General features: G+C 60.7%; 20 protein-coding genes. 14 read left to right on the top strand and 6 right to left on the bottom strand.

Going from position 1 to position 21,670, the window contains the following annotated elements; genetic code table 11:
- Position 1: 1 nt before the first annotated feature.
- The 3 genes from AC1DUP_RS14380 to AC1DUP_RS14370 are packed head-to-tail and all read right to left on the bottom strand — an operon-like array spanning position 2 to position 2,703.
- Positions 2-703: an ABC transporter ATP-binding protein gene (locus tag AC1DUP_RS14380; protein WP_113508246.1), complete on the bottom strand. Its 702-nt coding sequence runs from the start codon at positions 701-703 to the stop codon at positions 2-4.
- Positions 703-1,488, bottom strand: coding sequence for an ABC transporter ATP-binding protein (locus AC1DUP_RS14375; RefSeq protein WP_477832955.1), 786 nt, complete (start codon positions 1,486-1,488; stop codon positions 703-705). The genes AC1DUP_RS14380 and AC1DUP_RS14375 overlap by 1 nt, the downstream gene beginning before the upstream one ends.
- Positions 1,489-1,491: 3 nt before the next feature.
- Positions 1,492-2,703 carry an ABC transporter substrate-binding protein gene (locus tag AC1DUP_RS14370; RefSeq protein WP_113307869.1) on the bottom strand — a complete coding sequence of 404 codons (1,212 nt, stop codon included), beginning with the start codon at positions 2,701-2,703 and terminating at the stop codon, positions 1,492-1,494.
- Between the two features lie 251 nt (positions 2,704-2,954).
- Here AC1DUP_RS14370 and AC1DUP_RS14365 point away from each other — a divergent pair, with 251 nt between their 5' ends.
- Positions 2,955-3,908 carry a LysR family transcriptional regulator gene (locus AC1DUP_RS14365; protein WP_113301797.1) on the top strand — a complete coding sequence of 318 codons (954 nt, stop codon included), beginning with the start codon at positions 2,955-2,957 and terminating at the stop codon, positions 3,906-3,908.
- Here AC1DUP_RS14365 and AC1DUP_RS14360 read toward each other — a convergent pair whose 3' ends face one another.
- Positions 3,909-4,247 carry a cupin domain-containing protein gene (locus AC1DUP_RS14360; RefSeq protein ID WP_477832954.1) on the bottom strand — a complete coding sequence of 113 codons (339 nt, stop codon included), beginning with the start codon at positions 4,245-4,247 and terminating at the stop codon, positions 3,909-3,911. It abuts the gene before it with no gap.
- 215 nt (positions 4,248-4,462) lie between these two features.
- Here AC1DUP_RS14360 and AC1DUP_RS14355 point away from each other — a divergent pair, with 215 nt between their 5' ends.
- The 4 genes from AC1DUP_RS14355 (at position 4,463) to AC1DUP_RS14340 (ending at position 8,188) form a co-directional block, all read left to right on the top strand.
- Positions 4,463-5,650, top strand: coding sequence for an acyl-CoA dehydrogenase (locus AC1DUP_RS14355; protein ID WP_113301799.1), 1,188 nt, complete (start codon positions 4,463-4,465; stop codon positions 5,648-5,650).
- A 96-nt stretch (positions 5,651-5,746) separates the two neighbouring features.
- On the top strand, positions 5,747-6,205 hold the full coding sequence (locus AC1DUP_RS14350; protein ID WP_477832953.1) for a DUF4126 family protein: 459 nt from the start codon (positions 5,747-5,749) through the stop codon (positions 6,203-6,205).
- The gene (locus AC1DUP_RS14345; RefSeq protein ID WP_477832952.1) at positions 6,205-7,566 is read left to right on the top strand and encodes an FAD-containing oxidoreductase; all 1,362 of its coding nucleotides are present in this window, start codon (positions 6,205-6,207) and stop codon (positions 7,564-7,566) included. The genes AC1DUP_RS14350 and AC1DUP_RS14345 overlap by 1 nt, the downstream gene beginning before the upstream one ends.
- Positions 7,567-7,621: 55 nt before the next feature.
- A complete protein-coding gene (locus tag AC1DUP_RS14340) occupies positions 7,622-8,188 on the top strand; it encodes a DedA family protein (protein ID WP_113301802.1) in 567 nt (188 codons plus the stop codon).
- Positions 8,189-8,195: 7 nt separating this feature from the next.
- On the opposite strand, the gene AC1DUP_RS14335 is transcribed toward AC1DUP_RS14340, so the two are convergent.
- A complete protein-coding gene (locus AC1DUP_RS14335; protein WP_115036943.1) occupies positions 8,196-9,239 on the bottom strand; it encodes an NAD(P)-dependent alcohol dehydrogenase in 1,044 nt (347 codons plus the stop codon).
- A 514-nt stretch (positions 9,240-9,753) separates the two neighbouring features.
- Here AC1DUP_RS14335 and AC1DUP_RS14330 point away from each other — a divergent pair.
- From AC1DUP_RS14330 to AC1DUP_RS14295, 8 genes are all read left to right on the top strand, one after another.
- Positions 9,754-10,116, top strand: a complete 363-nt coding sequence (locus AC1DUP_RS14330; RefSeq protein ID WP_477832951.1) for a copper resistance CopC family protein — start codon at positions 9,754-9,756, stop codon at positions 10,114-10,116.
- Between the two features lie 391 nt (positions 10,117-10,507).
- The gene (locus AC1DUP_RS14325) at positions 10,508-10,597 is read left to right on the top strand and encodes a K(+)-transporting ATPase subunit F (protein WP_016556800.1); all 90 of its coding nucleotides are present in this window, start codon (positions 10,508-10,510) and stop codon (positions 10,595-10,597) included.
- Positions 10,598-10,647: 50 nt separating this feature from the next.
- Entirely contained in the window at positions 10,648-12,351 is a 1,704-nt protein-coding gene (gene kdpA, locus AC1DUP_RS14320) for a potassium-transporting ATPase subunit KdpA (RefSeq protein ID WP_113301805.1), read from the top strand.
- A gap of 211 nt (positions 12,352-12,562) precedes the next feature.
- A complete protein-coding gene (gene kdpB, locus AC1DUP_RS14315; RefSeq protein ID WP_113307873.1) occupies positions 12,563-14,623 on the top strand; it encodes a potassium-transporting ATPase subunit KdpB in 2,061 nt (686 codons plus the stop codon).
- Between the two features lie 12 nt (positions 14,624-14,635).
- On the top strand, positions 14,636-15,205 hold the full coding sequence (gene kdpC, locus AC1DUP_RS14310) for a potassium-transporting ATPase subunit KdpC (protein WP_477832950.1): 570 nt from the start codon (positions 14,636-14,638) through the stop codon (positions 15,203-15,205).
- Between the two features lie 64 nt (positions 15,206-15,269).
- A complete protein-coding gene (locus tag AC1DUP_RS14305; protein ID WP_477832949.1) occupies positions 15,270-17,981 on the top strand; it encodes a DUF4118 domain-containing protein in 2,712 nt (903 codons plus the stop codon).
- On the top strand, positions 17,978-18,670 hold the full coding sequence (locus tag AC1DUP_RS14300) for a response regulator transcription factor (protein WP_113307875.1): 693 nt from the start codon (positions 17,978-17,980) through the stop codon (positions 18,668-18,670). Before AC1DUP_RS14305 ends, AC1DUP_RS14300 begins: the two co-directional genes overlap by 4 nt.
- 28 nt (positions 18,671-18,698) lie before the next feature.
- The gene (locus AC1DUP_RS14295) at positions 18,699-19,154 is read left to right on the top strand and encodes a PTS sugar transporter subunit IIA (protein ID WP_113301810.1); all 456 of its coding nucleotides are present in this window, start codon (positions 18,699-18,701) and stop codon (positions 19,152-19,154) included.
- A 90-nt stretch (positions 19,155-19,244) separates the two neighbouring features.
- On the opposite strand, the gene AC1DUP_RS14290 is transcribed toward AC1DUP_RS14295, so the two are convergent.
- Positions 19,245-20,279, bottom strand: a complete 1,035-nt coding sequence (locus AC1DUP_RS14290; RefSeq protein ID WP_113307876.1) for a porin — start codon at positions 20,277-20,279, stop codon at positions 19,245-19,247.
- Positions 20,280-20,636: 357 nt separating this feature from the next.
- Between AC1DUP_RS14290 and AC1DUP_RS14285 the strand changes: the two genes are divergently transcribed.
- A complete protein-coding gene (locus AC1DUP_RS14285; RefSeq protein WP_113296793.1) occupies positions 20,637-21,662 on the top strand; it encodes a sulfate ABC transporter substrate-binding protein in 1,026 nt (341 codons plus the stop codon).
- Positions 21,663-21,670 lie beyond the last annotated feature (8 nt).

The raw sequence follows: 21,670 nt of genomic DNA, 5'->3' as shown, positions 1-21,670 counted from the left end.
ATCACACTCCCAGAACCTTGTGCAGCACATCCATGCGCTGCGGCAGTTCACCGACCGGGAATTCCGAGACCATCTGGCCATGATCCATCAGATAGAAGCGATCGGCAATACGGCTCGCAAAGCGAAAGTTCTGCTCGACGAGAACGATGGTCATGCCGCGTTCCTTCAATGCCTTCAGTACCTCGCCGATGCGCTGAACGATCACGGGCGCCAGGCCTTCTGTCGGCTCGTCCAGCAGCAACAGGCGGACGCCTGTGCGCAGGATACGGGCAATCGCCAGCATCTGCTGCTCGCCGCCCGACAGCTTGGTGCCGGAACTCGCGCGCCGCTCATAAAGGTTCGGAAAAAGCTCGTAGATTTCATCGAGGCTCATGCCACCCGGCGCCACGACCGGTGGCAGGAGCAGGTTCTCCGAGACCGTTAGGGTCGAGAATATGCCGCGCTCTTCCGGCACGAAACCGATGCCCTTATGGGCCGTCTTGTGCAGCGGCACCTGCATCATATCCGTGCCGGCAAAGCTGATCTTGCCCTTTCGCGCACGCACGATGCCGGTGATAGTGCGCAAAGTCGTCGTCTTTCCGACGCCGTTGCGGCCGAGAATGGTGATCATCTCACCCTCGCCGACCGTCATGTCGACGCCGTGCAGGATATGGCTTTCGCCATACCAGGCGTTCAGCCCTTGGACTTCGAGAAGCGGCGCCATCAGTGGTGCTCCTCCGTGCCCATATAGGCCTGGCGCACACGCTCGTCCTGGCTGACGGTCGCATAGTCGCCCTCGGCGAGGATTTCGCCACGCTGCAGCACGGTGACATGCCGGCAGATATTGGCGACGACCGAGAGATTGTGTTCGACCATCAGCACCGCACGGTCGCGGGCGACATCGCGAATGATGGCCGAGACGACACCGACATCCTCCTGCCCCATGCCAGCCATCGGCTCGTCGAGCAGCAGCACTTTCGGATCGAGCGCCAGCGTGGTTGCGATTTCAAGGACCCGTTTACGCCCGTAGGAGAGATCGGCGGCGATATGATCGCGCTCCTTGGAAAGACCGACGCTGGCAAGCAGCTGCTCGGCCCTGTCGTTGAGTCTGTCGAGCGCCGAAAGCGGCCGCCAGAACTGCGTGGAAAGATTGTTCGGCCGCTGCAGGGCGACCCGCACATTATCAAGCACGGAAAGATGCGGAAAGACAGCTGATATCTGGAAGGAGCGAACGAGCCCCATACGCGCCACCCGGTCTGGCGGCGTCCTGGTGATATCCGTACCCATCAGCGTGATCGTGCCCGATGTCGGCTGCAGAAACTTGGTGAGCAGGTTGAAAACCGTCGTCTTGCCGGCACCATTCGGCCCGATCAGTGCATGCACGCTTGCATCATTCACATCGAGATCGACATTCTTGACGGCCGTGAAGCCGCCGAAATCGCGGCGCAGGCCGCGGGCGGAAAGCACCACCCGCGGCTTGGCCTGTGTTTCAATTGCGGAAACCGCCATATCTTATTTCACCAGATCGCAACCGCTCTTGGCGGGGTCGATATAGGCTTCCTTGCCGGGAATGGTGGCGAGAACGTTGAAGTAGTCCCACGGCTCCTTGCTTTCGGCGGGCTTCTTGACCTGCAGCAGATACATGTCGTGGATCATGCGGCCGTTCGGGCCAACCGTGCCGCCACGGCCGAAGACGTCATCGACTGGCATTTCGTGAAGCTGTTTGGCGACGGCTTCCGTCTCGTCCGTGCCAGCCTTCTGGATCGCCTTCAGATATTGCAGAACGGCCGAATAGGTGCCGGTGTGGATCATGTTCGGCATCTTGCCGGTGCGGGCGAAGAACTTCTTGGCGAATGCGCGGCTGTCGTCGTCACGGTTCCAGTAATAGCCTTCCGTCAGTGTCAGCCCTTGAGCGGCCTCAAGGCCGAGACCATGGACTTCAGCGAGCGTGAAGAGCAATGCCGCCAGATGCTGGCCGCCCTGGGTGATGCCGAATTCGGCCGCCTGCTTGATGGCGTTCGACGTATCGAGGCCGGCATTGGCAAGGCCGATCACCTTGGCACCTGATGATTGCGCCTGCAGCAGAAAGGATGAGAAGTCCTGCGTGGACAGGGGATGGCGTACCGAACCGACAACCGTGCCGCCGCTCGCTTTCACGTAATCCGTGGTCTGCTGTTCCAGTGAGTAGCCGAAGGCATAGTCCGCAGTCAGGAAGAACCAGCTGTCGCCGCCCTGTTTGACCAGCGCGCCGCCGGTGCCGACGGCGAGCGCATGGGTGTCATAGGCCCAGTGAAAGCCGTAGGGCGAGCAGGCCTTGCCGGTGAGGTCGGTCGTTGCCGCACCGGTAACGATATCGATCTTCTTCTTTTCCTTGGCCACGGCCTGCACGGCAAGCGCTACGGAAGACGTCGTCAGTTCCATGATGGCGTCGACCTGCTCGGTGTCATACCACTGGCGGGCAATATTAGAGGCGATATCGGGCTTGTTCTGGTGGTCGGCATCGACGATCTCGACCGGCATATCGAGCACTTTGCCGCCGAAATCCTCGACAGCCATCTTGGCAGCCTCGACCGAGGACTTGCCGCCGAAATCGGCATAGACGCCCGACTGATCGTTTAGAATACCGATCTTGACCTTGCCGTCGGAAACAGCCGCGCTCTGGGCGAGTACGGCTGTACTGCTAGCAAGCAAAAATGCAACGGACGCAATGAGATTCTTTCGCATTGTCTCTCCTCCCAGAGATTGGCCAGATTGCGAATCTGTTCAAATTTGGCGACCCGCCCTCCTCAAAGCGGCCGCTCCGCCCTTACGATCACGGAATTCCCTCCTTGAGGCAACTGGCGGTTTACATCTAATTCCAAACAGTATCTGTTCATTTTTGTACAGAACCCTTCAAAATGCCCCTGTGCAGACAGTTGCGGCACTCTTTGTCGGACGGCATTAGACCAAAGACGTAGACGGATTGGACGACGCCGATGAGCCATGCCTCGCAATTTACTTGGGACGATCTGCAGTTTTTTCTAGCCGTCGCCCGCACAGGCCAGCTTTCGACGGCAGCGCGGCAATTGCGCTCCAGCCATGCCACCGTCTCCCGCCGCATCGACCGGCTGGAATTTGCGTTGAAGGTAAAGCTTTTCGAGCGGAACCCGCGCGGCTACGTGCTGACCGCCATGGGCGCGCGCTTTGTCGAAACCGCCGAAAAGATGGAACAGGAAACGGAACGGTTGCGAGCCGATCTCGCTGACGGTTCGCTAAGCCAACGCGGTCTCGTACGCCTCAGCGCCCCGGAAGGCTTTGCCAATTTCTTCTTTGCGACGGTGTTGCCGCAATTTGCAGCCCGTCACCCGCATCTGGCGCTGGAACTCGTCACCATCCAGCAGATCATGTCTCTCTCGCGCAAGGAGGCAGATATTTCCGTCGTTCTCGACGAGCCGAAGGGCGGCCCTTATTTTGCGGAAAAGCTGACCGACTATCATCTGCAGGTCTACGCCTCGCGCGACTATCTTGCCCGCGCGGCCCCCATCAGGACGCGCGACGACCTGCTGAACCATCCCTTCATCAGCTATATCGAGGAAATGATCTTCGCGCCGGGCCTCGATTATCTCGGCGACGTACATCCGCGCATCAAGCCGCAGTTCCAGAGTTCGAGCATCTTCGCGCAGCTAACGGCCACCAGAAATGGCCTCGGCCTTGGCATCCTGCCCTATTTTTTCGCCTGCCGTTATCCTGAACTGGTGCGCGTGCTGCCCGACGAGATCGACCTCAAGCGCCACTACTGGATCACCTGCCATCGCGATCTCAAGCAGGCGCCGCGCGTGCGCGCTGTCATCGACTTCCTGCGCGAAGCCGTCCGCAGCGAGGATGTCTGTTTCATCCCGCCCTATATCGGCGTGCCCGCCCCGACACGGAAAGCAAAGGCCGAGACCTGACTATTTCAGGAATTCGGCGCGGTGCGGGGTGAAGGTGTCGATCAGTCGGCCCTTCTCCAGCGCCCTGACGCCGTGTACGAGATTGGGCGGAACGATGAAGCTGCCGCCTTGCTTCAACACTTCGGTGCGGCCGTCGATCGTGACTTCGAAGCTGCCTTCGGCCACATAACTTGCCTGGATATGCGGATGGAAATGCGCCGCACCCACAGCGCCCGGCTCGAAGGCGACTTCAACCATCATCATCTCGGGCAAATAGGCCATGATGCGCCGCGTCACACCCGGCTCAGGGTTAACCCATTCGGCCCCTTCGGCCGATACAAAGAGATCACTCGATGACATGTCTGCCTCCTCACACGAAAATCTGTCTGGCCCGAATCCATCCGACCGGAATCCATCGGCGGCAAACTGGCGTAACGATCCGCATTTGAAAAGACGACTTCTGCATCTTTGGTGCAATAGTCGCTTGTGTTGACGCCGCCAGTCGGCGGGTCTATGCGACCTTAAATCAGGCATGCCTGAATAATGGGCCCTGAACCGTGGTGAGGAGACTGGACATGCAGCATACGCGCGAAGTTTTCGACTGGGCCGATCCCTTCCGGCTTGTAGAGCAACTGACCGACGAGGAGCGCATGGTGCAGGACACCGCCCATGCATACGCGCAGGAAAAGCTCGCGCCCCGCGTTCTCGAAGCCTTTCGTCACGAGAAGACCGATCCCGAGATCTTCCGCGAGATGGGCGAACTCGGCCTTCTCGGCCCGACGATCGATCCGAAATATGGCGGCGCCGGCCTCGGCTATGTCGCCTATGGTCTGATCGCGCGCGAGGTTGAGCGCGTCGACAGCGGCTATCGCTCGATGATGAGCGTGCAATCCTCCCTCGTCATGGTGCCGATCGACGCTTTCGGCTCCGAGGAGCAGAAGAAGAAGTATCTGCCAAAACTTGCGACCGGCGAATGGATCGGCTGCTTTGGCCTGACGGAACCCAATCACGGCTCCGATCCGGGCTCCATGGCGACGCGGGCAAGGAAGGTCGATGGCGGCTATAGCCTGACCGGCTCCAAGACCTGGATTTCGAATGCACCGATCGCCGATGTCTTCGTTGTCTGGGCAAAAACCGAGGACGGGCTGATCCGCGGCTTCATCCTGGAAAAAGGCTGGAAGGGGCTCTCGGCGCCGAAGATCCAGGGCAAGGTTGGGCTTCGCGCCTCGATAACAGGCGAAGTCGTGATGGACGAGGTCTTCGTGCCGGAAGAAAACCTGCTGCCCGACGTCACCGGCCTCAAGGGACCTTTCACATGCCTTAACTCGGCCCGCTTCGGCATCGCGTGGGGCGCGCTGGGTGCTGCCGAGGCCTGCTACGCCATGGCTCGGCAATATACGCTCGACCGCCAGCAGTTCGGCCGTCCGCTTGCCGCCAACCAACTCATCCAGAAGAAACTTGCCGACATGGCGACGGAAATCTCGCTCGGGCTTCAAGGATGTTTGCGGCTCGGCCGCATGAAGGAAGAGGGCCATCCGCCGGTCGAGCTGACCTCCATCCTGAAGCGCAATTCCTGCGGCAAGGCGCTGGATATTGCCCGCGCAGCCCGCGACATGCTGGGCGGCAACGGCATTTCGGATGAGTTCGGCGTTGCCCGCCATCTCGTCAATCTGGAGGTGGTCAACACCTATGAGGGAACGCATGACATTCATGCGCTCATTCTCGGCCGCGCGATCACGGGCATTGCCTCCTTCTCCAACTAATTCGGCCGCACACAAGGCGAATTGCAACGGAGTTAACAATGTGCAAACCTCCCCTCACCGCGGCAGAATGGCCGGCGGTGCAAGGGGGATTTGCCTATGTTTCTGCTGCTCGCACTCCTGATCGGTGTCGTTGCCGGTCTTCGCGCCATGACTGCACCGGCCGCTGTCGCCTGGGGTGCCGCACTCGGCTGGTACGATCTCTCTCAGACGCCGCTTGCTTTCATGGGCTACCAGTGGACACCTTGGATCTTCACCATACTGGCTGTCGTTGAGCTCATTACCGACCAGTTGCCCACCACGCCGTCACGCAAGGTGCCGATCCAGTTCGGCGCCCGCATCGTCATGGGCGCGCTTTCCGGCGCCGTGATCGGGGCAGCCAGCAGCCTGCTCTTCGGTGGCCTGATCGCCGGCATTATCGGCGCTGTCATCGGCACGCTTGGCGGGGCTGCTGTTCGCGGCAGGCTCGCAGCCTCCTTCGGCCAGGATCGCCCGGCGGCCCTGATCGAAGACGCCGTCGCCATCATCGGTGCAATCATCATCGTAGCAGCAGTCTGATGAAGACCTTCGACGCGATCTTCATCGGCGCCGGCCAAGCGGGCCCGTTCCTGGCCGCCCGCATGGCGGAAAAAGGTATGAAGGTGGCGCTGATCGAACGCAAGTTCCTCGGCGGCACCTGTGTCAATGCCGGTTGCATGCCGACGAAGACGCTGGTGGCAAGTGCGCGTGCCGCCCAGGTGGCGCGGCGCGGGGCCGAGTACGGCGTGCAGATACCGGGCGAGATCGCAATCGACATGAAGACGGTGCGTGGGCGAGCCGAGACGGTTACCATGAATGCGCGAAACGGCCTGAGCGGCTGGTTCGACGGCATAAAAACCATGACCGTCATCTACGGCCATGCCCGCTTCACGTCTCCCAAGGAAGTCGCCGTCAACGGCGAGACGCTGACCGCACCGAAGATCTTTCTGAATGTCGGCGCGCGGCCGACGATCCCCGACATGCCGGGTCTTGCCGACATCGACTACCTGACCAGCACCGGCATCATTCATCTCGACAGTCTGCCCAAGCATCTCGCCATCATCGGCGGCAGTTATATCGGCCTGGAATTCGCGCAGATGTATCGGCGCTTCGGAGCAGACGTGACCGTGATCGAGCGCGGCCCGAAGCTCGCCTCCAGAGAGGATGAGGATATTTCTGATGCGATCGCCGATATCCTCAGATCAGAGGGCATAAAAATCCATACCGACGTCAACACCATCAGCTTCGCAAAGAGTGCCAACGGTGCAACCATCACGGTCGATTCCGAAACGATCGAGGCAAGCCATGTACTTGTCGCCACCGGCCGCACGCCGAATACCGACGATCTCGGCCTCGATGTTGCGGGCGTAGCCACCGACAAGCACGGCTTCATCACCGTAGACGACCGGCTCGCCACCAATGTGGACAGCATCTGGGCGCTTGGTGATTGCAACGGCCACGGCGCTTTCACCCATACATCCTACAACGACTTCGAAATAGCTGCCGCCAACCTGCTCGACGGCGGGGACCGAAAGGTTTCGAGCCGTATTCCGGCCTATGCGCTTTACATCGACCCGCCACTCGGCCGCGTCGGCATGACGGAAAAGCAGGCCCGCGCCTCCGGCCGCAAGATCCTGGTCTCGACCCGCCCGATGAGCCGGGTCGGCCGTGCCAACGAGCGCGGCGAAACCAAGGGCTTCATGAAGGTAATCGCCGATGCCGAAACAAAGGAAATCCTCGGCGCCGCGATCCTCGGCATCGAGGGTGACGAGGCGATTCACGGCTTCATCGATGCCATGAACGCCGGCACGACCTATCCGGTGCTGCAATGGTCCATGCCGATCCATCCAACCGTCTCGGAATTGATTCCGACGCTGCTCGGCGACCTGAAGGCGGTCTGATCCGACAACGGTACAGCGCTAGCTCGGCATCGCAACCAGTAACGAGGCAGGCCAGATGTCCATCGAGCTTATGATCGAGAATTACGGCCTCCCGGCCATCTTTCTCGGCACCGCCTTTGAGGGTGAGACAGCCGCCTTTCTCGGCGGCGTCATCGCGCATCGCGGCCTTCTGACCTATTGGGCCGCCTCAATGGCGGCTTCGGCAGGGTCCTTTGCCGGCGACCAGATGTGGTTCTTCGCCGGTCGCTACGCAGCCCAATGGAGCTTCGTTCGTCGCCTCATGGAAACGCCGGCGCTGGCGCGGGTAACACAGCTTCTCGAAAAATACCCGACGGGCTTCATCTTCGTGTTCCGCTTTCTGGTGGGATTGCGAACAATCAGCCCGATCGTGATCGGCACGACGCGCATATCGACGCAGAAGTTCCTCGTCATCAATCTTCTGGCAGCGCTGGTCTGGGGCCAGATTTTCACCGCACTCGGCTATGCCTTCGGGCATGGGATAGAACAGATGCTCGGTCGCCTTCCGCTACACAACCATCTTCTGATCGCACTCGCAGCCGCGGCCGTCATCGCGGCCGCGGTGCTGCTCCACAGGATGAAACCGTTCACAAGGCACCCCTAGGGGCACCTTACTCCATGACGATCTGCAGCTTGACGTCATCAGGGCGCGCCTCGACCGCGCGGTCGAAAGCCTTGATCGAATTTTCGAAGGTGAAGGTCTCGGAGATCAGCGGCTTGAGATCAACGCGGCCCGATCCCAGAAGCGCGATCGAGCGCTCGTACTGGTGCGCATAGCGGAACACCGTCTCGATGCGGATTTCCTTGGTGGAAGCCGTGGAGACGTCGAAGCCGATCGGATTGACCGGAAGGCCGACGACAACGATGACGCCGCCCGGACGCGGCAGGGCCATGATCGTCTCCCACGCCTTCGGCGAACCGGAGCATTCGAAGACCACGTCGGCCCCCCAGCCATCGGTCAATCGGCTGACTTCCTCGGCAAGGTTCGTCTCGCGGATATTGACCGGGATAACGCCCTGATACTGGGCGGCGATATCGAGCTTCGGCTGGGCGAGGTCGGCGACAATCGCGCGGGCGCAACCACCGGCAAGGGCGGCAATCGCCACCATCGTGCCGATCGGACCGGCGCCGAGAACAACGGCGGTATCGCCGGGTGCGATCTTCGCCTTGGTCGCGGCCTGCATGCCGACCGCAAAAGGCTCGACCATCGCACCTTCGGCAAAGCTGACATTGTCGGGTAGCTTGAACGTATAGTTGGCGGGATGCACGACCTCAGGCGTCAGCACGCCATGGATCGGCGGCGTCGCCCAGAAGGCGACAGCAGGATCGATGTTGTACATGCCGAGCCGGCTCGCCTTGGAATTGGGATCGGGAATGCCGGGTTCCATGCAGACGCGGTCGCCGACCTTCAAATGCGTCACACCGGCACCGACCTCGACCACCGTGCCTGCCGCCTCATGGCCGAGTACCATAGGCTCGTTGACGACGAAGGGGCCGATCTTGCCATGCGTGTAATAGTGCACATCAGAGCCGCAGACGCCCACGGTATGGATCTTGATCTTCACCTGCCCGGGTCCCGTCTCCAGAGGCAGATCGATATCGCGAAGCGCAAGCTCATGCTGGCGCTCCAGTACCAGCGCACGGACTTTGGTCATGATCGGTTTCCTTCCCTATGGCTCCCGCGATTCATGGGATGCCCTTGCGGCCGACTATAAGACCGCAACGCCCAGCAATTCAATCATATCCAGGAGGCTTTTGCTCAATATATGACGAAATGCTCACACGCTTATCACCCGAAAGATAGGCGCTCCCTAGACGTCTGTATGATTTCGCCAGAACTCGCCGAGGACTATATTTCTGTTCAAGGATCACGGCAAAGTGGAAGGAGAAAGCAATGAAGCACGACAACGACAATGTCGCCAGGAATTCAGCTTCCAACTCGCAGATAACAAGACGGCTCCGCGAATTTTGGCGAAACCTGGTCGATGAAGCTGTCGCAGCACTCCGACAAGGGCGCCAGCCACAGCCGCTGCTTCAGCCGGTGCGGGTTATTGCAAGGATGCGGGATCGAAATCGGCCCCAGCAGCGTTATTAGGCATGCGCCGGCATGGCGTGACGGGGCATGACGCTCCCGGCACCATGCGGATCGGCAATCCAAGGAAGACCGTCATGAAATCGATTGTGTCATTCTGCCTATTCGCATTGCTCCTCTTTGCCGCAAACGAGGCTTCTGCGGCGATCGAGGAAGCATCGCTTCCGCCGCCACAGCAGGAAGAACAGCTGGTGCCGGCGAACCTCGAACTCACCTTTACCGGGCCAGTCGATCTTACGCGCTCGACAGCCATCCTGCTCGACGCGCAGGGCACGGCATTGCCCACGGGCAAGCCATTCCTCTCCGGCCCCGAAGGATCCGTCTTCAAGATCCCGCTCGATCCTTCGATGGCACCCGGCCTCTACACGCTCAACTGGCGTGTCCTCTCGATGGACGGTCATAGCGCCGAAGGCCACTACCAGTTCAAGGTCGATCCTTGAACCTTCCAACATTGCGCTGTTCGATATCGCGCCGTGCCCTCGAGGCACGGCTTTTTGTTTATATCGACCTGCCGATGGCGCCCCAGTTCCGGCTTCGAGCGCATAAGGCATTTATAAGATTTTTATATTGATGCCTCCTGCCCAATCTCGAACCTTTATGCACTTCGGCCGCATATTAATGTCCGAGAGATCGCAAAGATCATCTCCACGCCAGAAAGCATAAAAGGTGCCGCCCCGCCAGGATGGCGCCCTTTGTCTTGTCTGACTCCAAGAATAACAAACCGGAGTCAAGATCGATGATGGATATAATTCTACTCGGCACTGCAGTCGTATTCTTCGGACTATGCTTTGCCTATACGCGCGCCTGCGACAGGCTTTGAAGGAGACACCAATGACCCTCGATTATATCTTGAGCGGTGCCGTGACCGTGTTTCTCACCGTCTACCTCACCTACGCCCTCATCCGCCCAGAACGTTTCTGAAAGAGCCGGCGCTTCTGATCGAAGCAGCCGGGTACTGAAAGTTTCCTCCCATGACCCTCAACGGATGGCTTCAGATCCTGCTTTATTGCGGGATCGTCCTTGTGCTCGTCAAACCGCTCGGCGGTTACATGACGCGTGTCTTCAGTGGCGAGCGCACATTCCTCTCACCGGTCCTCGTTCCGATCGAACGGGGGCTTTACGCCGTTGCCGGCACCAGCGAGCGCGAAGATCAGCACTGGACCTCCTATGCCTTCGCCATGCTGATGTTCAATCTGCTCGGCGTCATCGTGCTTTACGCGCTTATGCGCCTGCAGGGCGTTCTGCCCTATAACCCGGCCGGCATGACCGCGGTCGGACCGGAGCTTTCCTTCAACACCGCTACCAGCTTCGTCTCCAACACCAACTGGCAGAATTACGGTGGCGAAAGCACGATGTCCTACCTGACGCAGATGATGGGCCTCACGGTTCAGAATTTCGTGTCGGCTGCGACCGGCATGGCGATTGCCGTTGCCTTCATCCGCGCCTTCTCGCGCGCATCGGGCAAGGCGATCGGCAATTTCTGGGTCGATATGATCCGCGCGACGCTCTATATCCTGCTGCCGATCTGCATCGTGCTGACGCTCGCCTATGTCTGGCTCGGCGTGCCGCAGACACTTGGCCCCTACGTCGATGCCACGACGCTGGAAGGCGCCAAGCAGACGATCGCCGTCGGGCCCGTCGCCTCGCAGCTTGCCATCAAGATGCTCGGCACCAATGGCGGTGGCTTCTTCAACACCAACTCCGCCCATCCGTTCGAAAACCCGGACGCGATTTCCAACCTCATCCAGATGGTATCGATCTTCGCGATCGGTGCGGCGCTCACCAACGTCTTCGGACGCATGGTCGGCAACCAGCGCCAGGGCTGGGCAATCCTCGCCACAATGGGCATCCTCTTCATCGTCGGCGTCGGCATCACCTACTGGGCGGAAGCTGCCGGCAACCCGCTGATGCATGCCTTCGGCCTGCAGGGCGGCAACATGGAGGGCAAGGAAGTCCGCTTCGGCATCACCTTGTCCTCACTGTTTGCGGTCATCACCACGGCGGCCTCCTGCGGAGCGGTCAATGCCATGCATGGCAGCTTCACCGCGCTCGGCGGCCTGATCCCGCTCATCAACATGCAGCTCGGCGAAGTCATCGTCGGCGGTGTCGGTGCCGGCTTCTACGGTATCCTGCTCTTCATCATCGTCGCCGTCTTCGTGGCGGGCCTCATGGTCGGCCGCACGCCGGAATATCTAGGCAAGAAGATCGAGGCGAAGGAAATGAAGATGGCCGTTCTTGCCATCCTCTGCCTGCCGCTCGCCATGCTGGTCTTCACCGCGATCGCAAGCGTGCTGCCCTCGGCAGTTGCCTCGATCGGCACGGCCGGCCCGCACGGTTTCTCCGAAATCCTCTATGCCTATACGTCGGCTGCGGCCAACAACGGCTCGGCTTTCGGCGGCCTGACCGGAAACACACCCTGGTACAACATCACGCTCGGTTTCGGCATGCTCATGGGCCGCTTCCTCGTCATCATCCCGGCTCTTGCGATTGCCGGCTCGCTGGTCACGAAGAAGACGGTTCCGGCCTCGGCAGGCACCTTCCCGACGGACGGCCCTCTCTTCGTCGGCCTGCTCATCGGCACGATCCTCATCGTCGGTGGTCTCACCTTCTTCCCGGCACTGGCCCTCGGTCCTGTTGTCGAGCACCTGGTCATGATCGCCGGCCAGACCTTCTGAGGTGGGTGTCATGATTATCCGTCACAGGCTCCGAAAAGCCTTCCATCCACGTCCCGGTCTGCCGGGGCGTGGAGCCCAGCGGATGCCGCGCGCCTCCGACATCATCCTGGTGATGATGGCAGGCCTGCTCGTCATCATCTGCGCAGTCAAAATTTTACAGGGCTGACCGGCTGTCCGGTTCGCCATCCTCGTTTCAAAGCTGGAGTCTCTTATGAGCCAGGCAAAATCCGCGAGCATCATGGATTCTCGCATCCTCATTCCGGCCGTGGGTGCCGCTTTCACCAAGCTCAACCCGCGCACACTCGCCAAGAACCCGGTCATGTTCGTCGTGGCAACGGTCTCGGCACTGACCACTGTTCTGTTCCTGCGCGACCTCGTCTCAGGCAACGGCAATCTTGCCTTCTCCTTCCAGATCAACCTCTGGCTCTGGTTTACCGTGCTCTTCGCCAACTTCGCCGAAGCCGTCGCCGAAGGCCGCGGCAAAGCGCAGGCCGACTCTCTGCGCAAGGCGCGCACTGAAACCCAGGCCAAGCTGCTGACAGCCAATAACGGCAGTGGCTACCGCATGGTGCCGGGCACGAGCCTAAAGGTCGGCGATCTCGTTCTCGTCGAAGCCGGCGACATCATCCCCTCCGATGGCGAAGTCGTTGAAGGTGTCGCCTCGGTCAACGAAGCGGCTATTACCGGCGAATCCGCCCCTGTTATCCGTGAATCCGGCGGTGATCGCTCGGCCGTCACTGGTGGCACGCAGGTTCTTTCCGACTGGATCCGCGTGCGCATCACGGCGGCGGCCGGCTCGACCTTCCTCGACCGCATGATCTCGCTCGTCGAAGGTGCGGAACGTCAAAAGACCCCGAACGAGATCGCGCTCAACATCCTGCTCGCCGGCATGACGCTGATCTTCGTACTCGCCACGGCGACGATCCCGAGCTTTGCGTCCTATGCCGGTGGCTCGATCCCGATCATCGTGCTCGTTGCCCTTTTCGTCACGCTGATCCCGACCACGATCGGCGCCCTGCTGTCGGCGATCGGTATCGCCGGCATGGACCGCCTCGTCCGCTTCAACGTGCTTGCCATGTCCGGCCGCGCCGTCGAAGCTGCCGGTGACGTCGATACACTGCTGCTCGACAAGACCGGCACGATCACCCTTGGCAACCGCCAGGCCACCAGCTTCCGCCCGGTTCGCGGCATTTCCGAACAGGATCTCGCCGATGCGGCCCAGCTCGCTTCGCTCGCCGACGAAACGCCGGAAGGACGCTCCATCGTCGTACTCGCCAAGGAGAAATATGCGATCCGTGGCCGCGATATGGCGAGCCTCAAGGCCACCTTCGTGCCTTTCACCGCGCAGACCCGCATGAGCGGCGTCGACCTTGAAGGCGCGTCCATCCGCAAGGGCGCAGTCGATGCGGTTCTCAGCTACGTCAATGGCGATGCCTCCTCGAAGAACGGCGCCGAAATCGTCCGTGAACTGCAGTCGATCGCTGACGAGATCGCCAAAGCCGGCGGCACGCCGCTTGCCGTTGCCCGCGACGGCAAACTGCTTGGCGTCATCCAGCTCAAGGACATCGTCAAGGGCGGCATCCGCGAGCGCTTCAACGAGCTTCGCCGCATGGGTATCCGCACCGTCATGATCACCGGCGACAACCCGATGACGGCAGCCGCCATCGCCGCCGAAGCGGGTGTGGACGATTTCCTCGCCCAGGCAACGCCAGAGAACAAGCTGCAACTCATCCGCGAAGAGCAGGCCAAGGGCAAGCTGGTCGCCATGTGCGGCGACGGCACGAATGACGCTCCCGCTCTCGCACAGGCCGACGTTGGCGTCGCCATGAACACCGGTACGGTCGCTGCCCGCGAAGCCGGCAACATGGTCGATCTCGACAGCGACCCGACGAAGCTCATCGAAATCGTCGAAATCGGCAAGCAGTTGTTGATGACGCGTGGCGCGCTGACGACCTTCTCGATCGCCAACGACATCGCCAAATACTTTGCCATCATTCCGGCGATGTTCCTGACCTTCTACCCGCAGCTTGGCGTGCTCAATGTCATGGGCCTCGCCACGCCGCAGAGCGCCATCCTGTCGGCGATCATCTTCAACGCGCTGATCATCATCGCGCTGATCCCGCTGTCACTGAAGGGTGTGCGCTACCGCCCGATCGGCGCCGGCGCGCTGCTCTCTCGCAACCTGCTGATCTACGGTCTCGGCGGCATCATCGTCCCCTTCATCGGCATCAAGGCGATCGATATGGTCGTCTCATCTCTCGGCCTCGCCTAAGGAGTTACAACAATGTTGAAAGAACTTCGTCCGGCAATCGTCATGATCGTTGCCACCACAGCCATCACCGGCCTTCTCTACCCGCTTGCCATGACGGGTGCCGCTCAGGCCATCTTCCCCTTCCAGGCAAATGGCAGCCTTATTGAAAAGGACGGAAAGGTCATCGGCTCCACGCTGGTCGGCCAGGCCTTTACCAGCGACAAGTATTTCCACGGCCGCCCGTCCGCCGCGGGTGACGGCTATAATGCCGCTGCGTCCTCGGGCTCCAACCTCGGCCCGACCAGCCAGAAGCTGATCGATCGCGTGAAAGGCGACTATGAGGCGGCGAAGGCGACCAACCCGAATGCCGAGGTTCCCGCCGACCTCGTCACCGCCTCGGGCAGCGGCCTCGATCCGCATATTTCGCCCGATGCTGCCTACTTCCAGGTACCGCGCGTCGCCAAGGCCCGTGGTATCGATGAAACCAAGGTCAAGGCACTCGTCGATGCAGCCGTTACGGGCCGCGAACTCGGCCTGCTCGGTGAGCCGACCGTCAATGTTCTGGCGTTGAACCAGGGCCTTGATGCTTCTATGACTCGGTAAAGGTTGAGAGCCCCGGAACGCGACAAGCGGACCGGGGCTTGCTCGTGAAGAAAGACCGAACCGCATGCCAGACGACAATCGCGACCCGGCCGGCAGGCCTTCGCCCGATGCGCTTCTCGAAAAGGCCCGGGCGGAGTCGCGCGGGCGCCTCAAAATCTTCCTGGGCGCAGCCCCCGGCGTCGGCAAGACCTATGAGATGCTGGTTTCCGGCCATGCCAAGATGGCCGACGGCCTCGATGTGGTGATCGGCGTCGTCGAAACCCACGGCCGCAAAGAGACCGAAGCACTGCTTGCCGGCTTCGAGATCGTTCCGCGTGTGAAGGTCCCCTATCGCGGGCAGTCGCTCGAAGAGATGGATCTCGATACCATTCTCGCCCGCAGGCCCGATCTCGTGCTCGTTGACGAGCTCGCCCATACCAATGCCGAGGGCAGCCGCCATCCGAAGCGCTATCTCGATGTCAAGGAACTGCTCGACCGTGGCATCGATGTCTATTCGACGCTGAACATCCAGCATGTGGAGAGCCTGAACGACGTCGTTTCGCAGATCACCCGCATCCGCGTGCGCGAGACCGTGCCGGATTCCGTGATCGACATGGCTGATGATATCGAGATCATCGACCTGACACCCGACGATCTGATCAAGCGCCTTCATGACGGCAAGGTCTATGTGGCCAGGACTGCCGAGCGGGCGCTGACCAACTATTTCACACCCGGCAACTTGACGGCTCTGCGCGAACTCGCCCTGCGCAAGACCGCCCAGCGCGTCGACGACCAATTGCTGACCCATATGCAGGCGCATGCGATTTCCGGCCCGTGGGCCGCCGGCGAGCGGGTGCTGGTGTCGATCGACGAGCATCCCCGCTCTGCCTCGCTCGTGCGCTATGCCTCGCGCATGGCCTCACGCCTGCGCGGCCCCTGGGCCGCCGTCTATATCGAGACCAACCGCTCCATCAATCTGTCGGAAACGCAGCGAGACACAATCGCGGCCACCTTGCGGCTTGCCGAACAGCTCGGCGGTGAAGCAATCACCATTCCCGGTCGCGAAGTGGCGGAAGAGCTGGTGCGCCACGCCACCGCCAACAACGTCACCCACATCGTCATCGGCGCCCCGAAGAAGCCGACTTGGCGCGAAGGGTGGTGGAATCGTTCGACGACCGACGAACTGATCCGGCGGGCCGGTGATATCAGCGTTCATGTCATTTCCGGAAGCGAGAAAGACACACCCTCACAGCGCGGCGTCAAGGCAGCACCTGCTGTCCCCACACTGAATTTCAGGGCCTATATCCTCTCGACAGCGTATGTCGCGATTGCGCTGGCTGTCGGCGTGGTGCTCGATCAAGTGCTCGACGTGCGCAACCTCGCGCTCGTTTTCCTGATGGCGGTGCTGACGTCAGCGGTCATCCATGGCCTGAGGCCGGCGCTCTATACCTGTATCGTCAGCGCTCTTTCCTTCAATTTCTTTTTCCTGCCGCCACGCTATACGCTGACGATCAGCGACCCCGAAAGCGTGCTGGCGCTCTTCTTCTTCCTCGGCGTCGCCGTTATCGCCTCCAATCTCACTGCAACGGTGCAGCGGCAGGCGTTTTCCGCCCGGCAGAGGGCCCGAACGACGGAAGACCTCTATCTCTTTTCCAAGAAACTCGCGGGTACCGGTACGCTGGACGACGTCCTCTGGGCGACGGCCTTTCAGCTCGCCTCCATGCTTAAGGTGCGCGTCGTTCTGCTCCTTCCGGAAGAAGGTTCCATCGCGGTCAAGGCCGGTTATCCGCCTGACGATACGCTCGATGATGCCGATATTGCCGCCGCCCGCTGGGCTTGGGAGCACAATCACGCCGCCGGGCGCGGCGCCGATACCCTGCCCGGCGCCAAGCGCCTCTATGTGCCGCTGCGCACCGGCCGCACCGCCGTCGGCGTTATCGGTCTCGACAGCGACCGCCGCGACGGCCCGCTACTGACGCCCGAGCAGCAACGCCTTCTGGACGCCCTGGCGGACCAGGCGGCACTTGCCATCGAGCGCGTCCAGCTCGTCGCCGATGTCGACCGCGCAAAGCTTGCTGCGGAGGCCGATCGCCTGCGTTCAGCCCTGCTGACCTCGATTTCCCATGACCTGAAGACGCCGCTTGCGGCGATCCTCGGTGCGTCCGGCACGCTACGCGACTATTTCGATTCCATGTCGGCCGACGATCGCACCGACCTTCTCTCGACCGTCGTCGATGAATCCGAGCGCCTCAACCGCTTCATCGCCAACCTGCTGGACATGACGAAGATCGAATCCGGCGCCATGGAGCCGAACTATGCGCTGCACTATGCCGGCGACATCGCCGGCACCGCGCTGCGCCGGGCTGCCAAGATCCTCGACCATCACAGGACGCAAATGACAATCCCCGCCGACCTGCCCATGGTCCGCGTCGATCCCGTCCTATTCGAACAGGTCCTCTTCAATCTGCTCGACAATGCTGCGAAATACGCACCCGAGGGTTCCGTTATTCGCATCGAAGGCTGGGCGGATGCCGATAATGTCGTCGTACAGGTCTCCGACGAAGGTCCGGGCATTCCCCCTGCAGACCTTACCCGTGTCTTCGACACCTTTTACCGTGTGCGCAAGGGCGATCAGGTACGCGCTGGCACCGGCCTTGGCCTCTCCATATGCCGGGGCTTCATCGAGGCGATGGGCGGGACGATTACCGCCGGCAACCGGACGGACCGGTCCGGGGCTGTCTTCACCATCCGCCTTCCCAAACCGAATGACATTCCCAAACTGGATGAACTCAAATGACCGGTTCAGCCGTCAAGATTCTCGTCGTTGATGACGAGCCCCCGATCCGCAAGCTCTTACGCGTCGGCCTCACCGCGCAGGGCTATGAAGTTCACGAGGCGCCGAATGGGACTGCTGCCCGCCAGTCCGTGAAGGATGACCAGCCCGATCTCATCGTGCTCGATCTCGGTCTTCCCGATATTCCGGGCCATGACCTTTTGCAGGAATGGCGCGAGGACGGGCTCACGATGCCCGTCGTCATCCTCTCTAGTCGCACAGACGAAGCCGGCATCGTCAAGGCGCTTGAAACCGGTGCCGACGATTATGTGACGAAGCCCTTCGGCGTCAACGAGCTCGGTGCCCGCATCCGCGTCGCACTTCGTCACCGCCTGCAGCAGCAGGGCGAAAAGGCGATCTTCCAGACCGGCGGCCTGTCGATCGATCTCGTCAAGCGTATCGTCAAGGTCGACGGCAAGGAAATCAAGCTGTCACCGAAGGAATACGACATCCTGCGCGTGCTCGCCCAGCATGCCGGCAAGGTGCTGACGCATCAGTTTCTTCTGAAGCAGGTATGGGGTCCGGCGGCGGACGTGCAGTATCTGCGAGTCTATGTGCGGCAGCTGCGGCAAAAGGTCGAGCAGATTCCCGACCAGCCACACTATATCACCACCGAGACCGGTGTCGGCTATCGGCTCCGCGAGCCTGACTGACCCCGCCGAAAACAGCATCGAGAATGAAATGAACCTTTCCAACATTATACGGCCGGAGCACACCTTCATCGGCCTGTCGGTGGCGACCAAATGGCGCGCGCTGCAGGCGATTTCCGAAAAGGCCGGCAAGGCCTTCGGCATTGACGGCCAGACCGTCCTGAAGGCGCTCGAATCCCGTGAGAAGCTCGGCTCTACCGGCATCGGCAACGGCATTGCCGTTCCGCATGCGGCCATCGACGGCGTGACGAGCCCGCGCGGCATGCTGATCCGCTTCGCCCACCCGCTGGATTTCGATGCAATCGACGATATCCCGACGGACATCGCCTTCGTACTGCTCTTCGGGGAAAACAATCGCGGAGAATATCTGAACGTGCTTGCCGCCATCGCCCGCAGACTTCAATCCGAAGGCGTTTTGACTGCCATGCGCAAGGCCAGAAGCGTTGATGAATTCTATTCGGATTTCATCGCGGATTCGCGCGTGTAAGGAAAAATTCGTTTCGCGCTTTCGACCTTCTCCCCGCCGAAGCGGGGGGAAGGCAAATCGAGAACAAGGGGCCGCTTCGGCCCCTTTTTATTAGAAGTCGCGCTGGAGACGCAGGAAACCGAAGGTTTCGTCGTCGCCGTCTTCTTCGTCGTGATACTGAACGCTGACCTTGCTGCGCAGATTTTCAGCGATCTGGTAGTCGACGGTGACGCCAGTCGTGTAAGCGCTGCCGCCGCTGAAGCCCTTGCCGTCAGCATCGAGATCGATCTTGTCGAAATACTGGAAGGCCGGGGTAACGGCCCACTTGTCGGTGAGCTTCACCTTGTACTCGGCAGCGATCGTCCATTCGGACTCTTCATAGTAGTAGTTAGCACCGCTGGCCCAGATGCCAGCGAGGCCGAGCGTGCCGGGGCCGATGTCGGCATACAGGATTGCGCGGATAGCGCCTTCCTCGTTGTCGCTATCGTAACCACCGAGCAGGTAACCGCTGAATGCGCCGCTCTTGAAGGAAACCTGGGCTGCAACGCCGAAGTTGTTCGGACCTTCGCCCGGCTTCTCGTCGTAGGCTTCTTCAAGTTCGTCGAGCGAGATACCGGCTGCAAAGTTGTCGGTCTCGTACTGATAGCGGATCGAGTTGTGGGTCGTCTCGTTGCTCGAGAGCGTGTCCGTCTCGCCGCTCAGGTCGTCATCCCACCAGCTGTACTGCTTACCAACGCGGAAGCCGGCGATGTCGATGTAGCCTTCGTCCAGCGTGGTGTCCTGTCTGGTGGCGTTGTCCGCGTTGACACGCAGCGTGATAACGCCGGTGAGCGTACCGTATTCGGTGTCGTTCTTGGTCTGGAAGGTGACCTGACCGCGGGTAACGGCATCCCAATCGGAGTCGTTCGGGTTAGCGACGCTGCCGCCAACGTTTTGGCCGGCGTTAAGCTGGAAACGGATATAGCCTTCGATCTTCAGGCAGGTTTCAGTGCCTGGGATGTAGAAGTAGCCAGTCCCGTAGGCGTCGCAAACGCGAACATATTCTACGGGCTCCGGCTCGGCGGCGACGATAGCGTCGGCTGCATGTGCTCCGGAAACCGCTGCAAGGGCGGCAACAGAGCCAAGAAGGATAGTTTTAATAGACATCAGAAAGACCTTTTACGGTTTGAAAAAGGCAAGCAGTGCTTCAAGGACACCCCTGCCATCCGGTCGCCGAATCCCAACGACCGGAAGTCCATGTAGGCACTCGAAAACGTCAGCGCTGCAAAAGAAGACTAAAAATCGACACACCAATGTCACTTTGGCGGTCGAACTGTGGCAGAAAAATCACGACTGAGGCGTGGCGCCTCAATTGGCCGCGGCCAACTGTCAGCACGTCCCATTCGCAAACACCCGCAGAAAATGGGATGGCTTTCTAAGATTGGTCCCCGGAACCGGAACAATCTTCGTTTCATTATACGACTTAGTTGATAGAGTTTAGCGCATCACCACGGAGGGTTCCCCATGCAGACTTTAAGGCTCACCCGGCTCATCGCGGCCGCGGTCATGGCAGGCAGCTTTGCGATCGGCAGCGTCGCACCCGCATTCGCCGACCAGACGCTTCTGAACGTATCCTATGATCCGACGCGCGAATTGTATAAGGATTTCAACGCTGCCTTTGCTGCAAAGTGGAAGACTGACACCGGCGAAGCTGTGACGATCCAGGCCTCTCATGGCGGTTCCGGTGCTCAGGCGCGCTCGGTCATCGACGGCCTTGATGCCGACGTCGTGACGCTCGCGCTCGAAGGCGATATCGACGCGATCGCCAAGAAGACCGGCAAGATACCGGCCGACTGGAAGACCAAGCTCCCCAATAATTCGACGCCCTATACCTCGACGATCGTCTTCCTCGTGCGCAAGGGTAACCCGAAGGGTATCAAGGATTGGGGCGACCTGATCAAGGATGACGTGCAGGTCATCACGCCGAACCCGAAGACTTCGGGCGGCGCCCGCTGGAACTTCCTTGCAGCCTGGGCATGGGCCAAGCAGGCGAACGGCGGCGACGAAGCCAAGGCACAGGACTATGTGACCAAGCTCCTGCAGCACGTTCCGGTTCTCGATACCGGCGCACGCGGTGCCACAACCACCTTCGTCCAGCGCGGCCTTGGCGATGTCCTGCTCGCCTGGGAAAACGAAGCCTATCTCTCGCTCGAAGAACTCGGCCCCGACCAGTTCGAGATCGTGACCCCCGCCTTCTCGATCCGTGCCGATCCACCGGTCGCAATCGTCGATGGCAATGTCGACAAGAAGGGCACCCGCAAGGTCGCCGAAGCCTATCTGAACTACCTTTATTCGGATGAAGGCCAGAAGATCGCGGCAAAGCACTATTACCGTCCGATCAAGCCGGAAGCAGCCGACCCGGCCGACATCGCCCGCTTCCCGAAGCTGACGCTCGCCACGATCGACGACTTCGGCGGCTGGAAGAATGCACAGCCGAAATTCTTCGGCGACGGCGGCGTATTTGACCAGATCTACAAGCCTGCCCAATAATAGGTCTT

This window comes from Rhizobium sp. 01L419 (assembly GCF_056400025.1).
The sequence above is the reverse complement of the archived record's forward strand: the minus strand, read 5'-3'. Positions and strand labels throughout refer to the sequence as shown.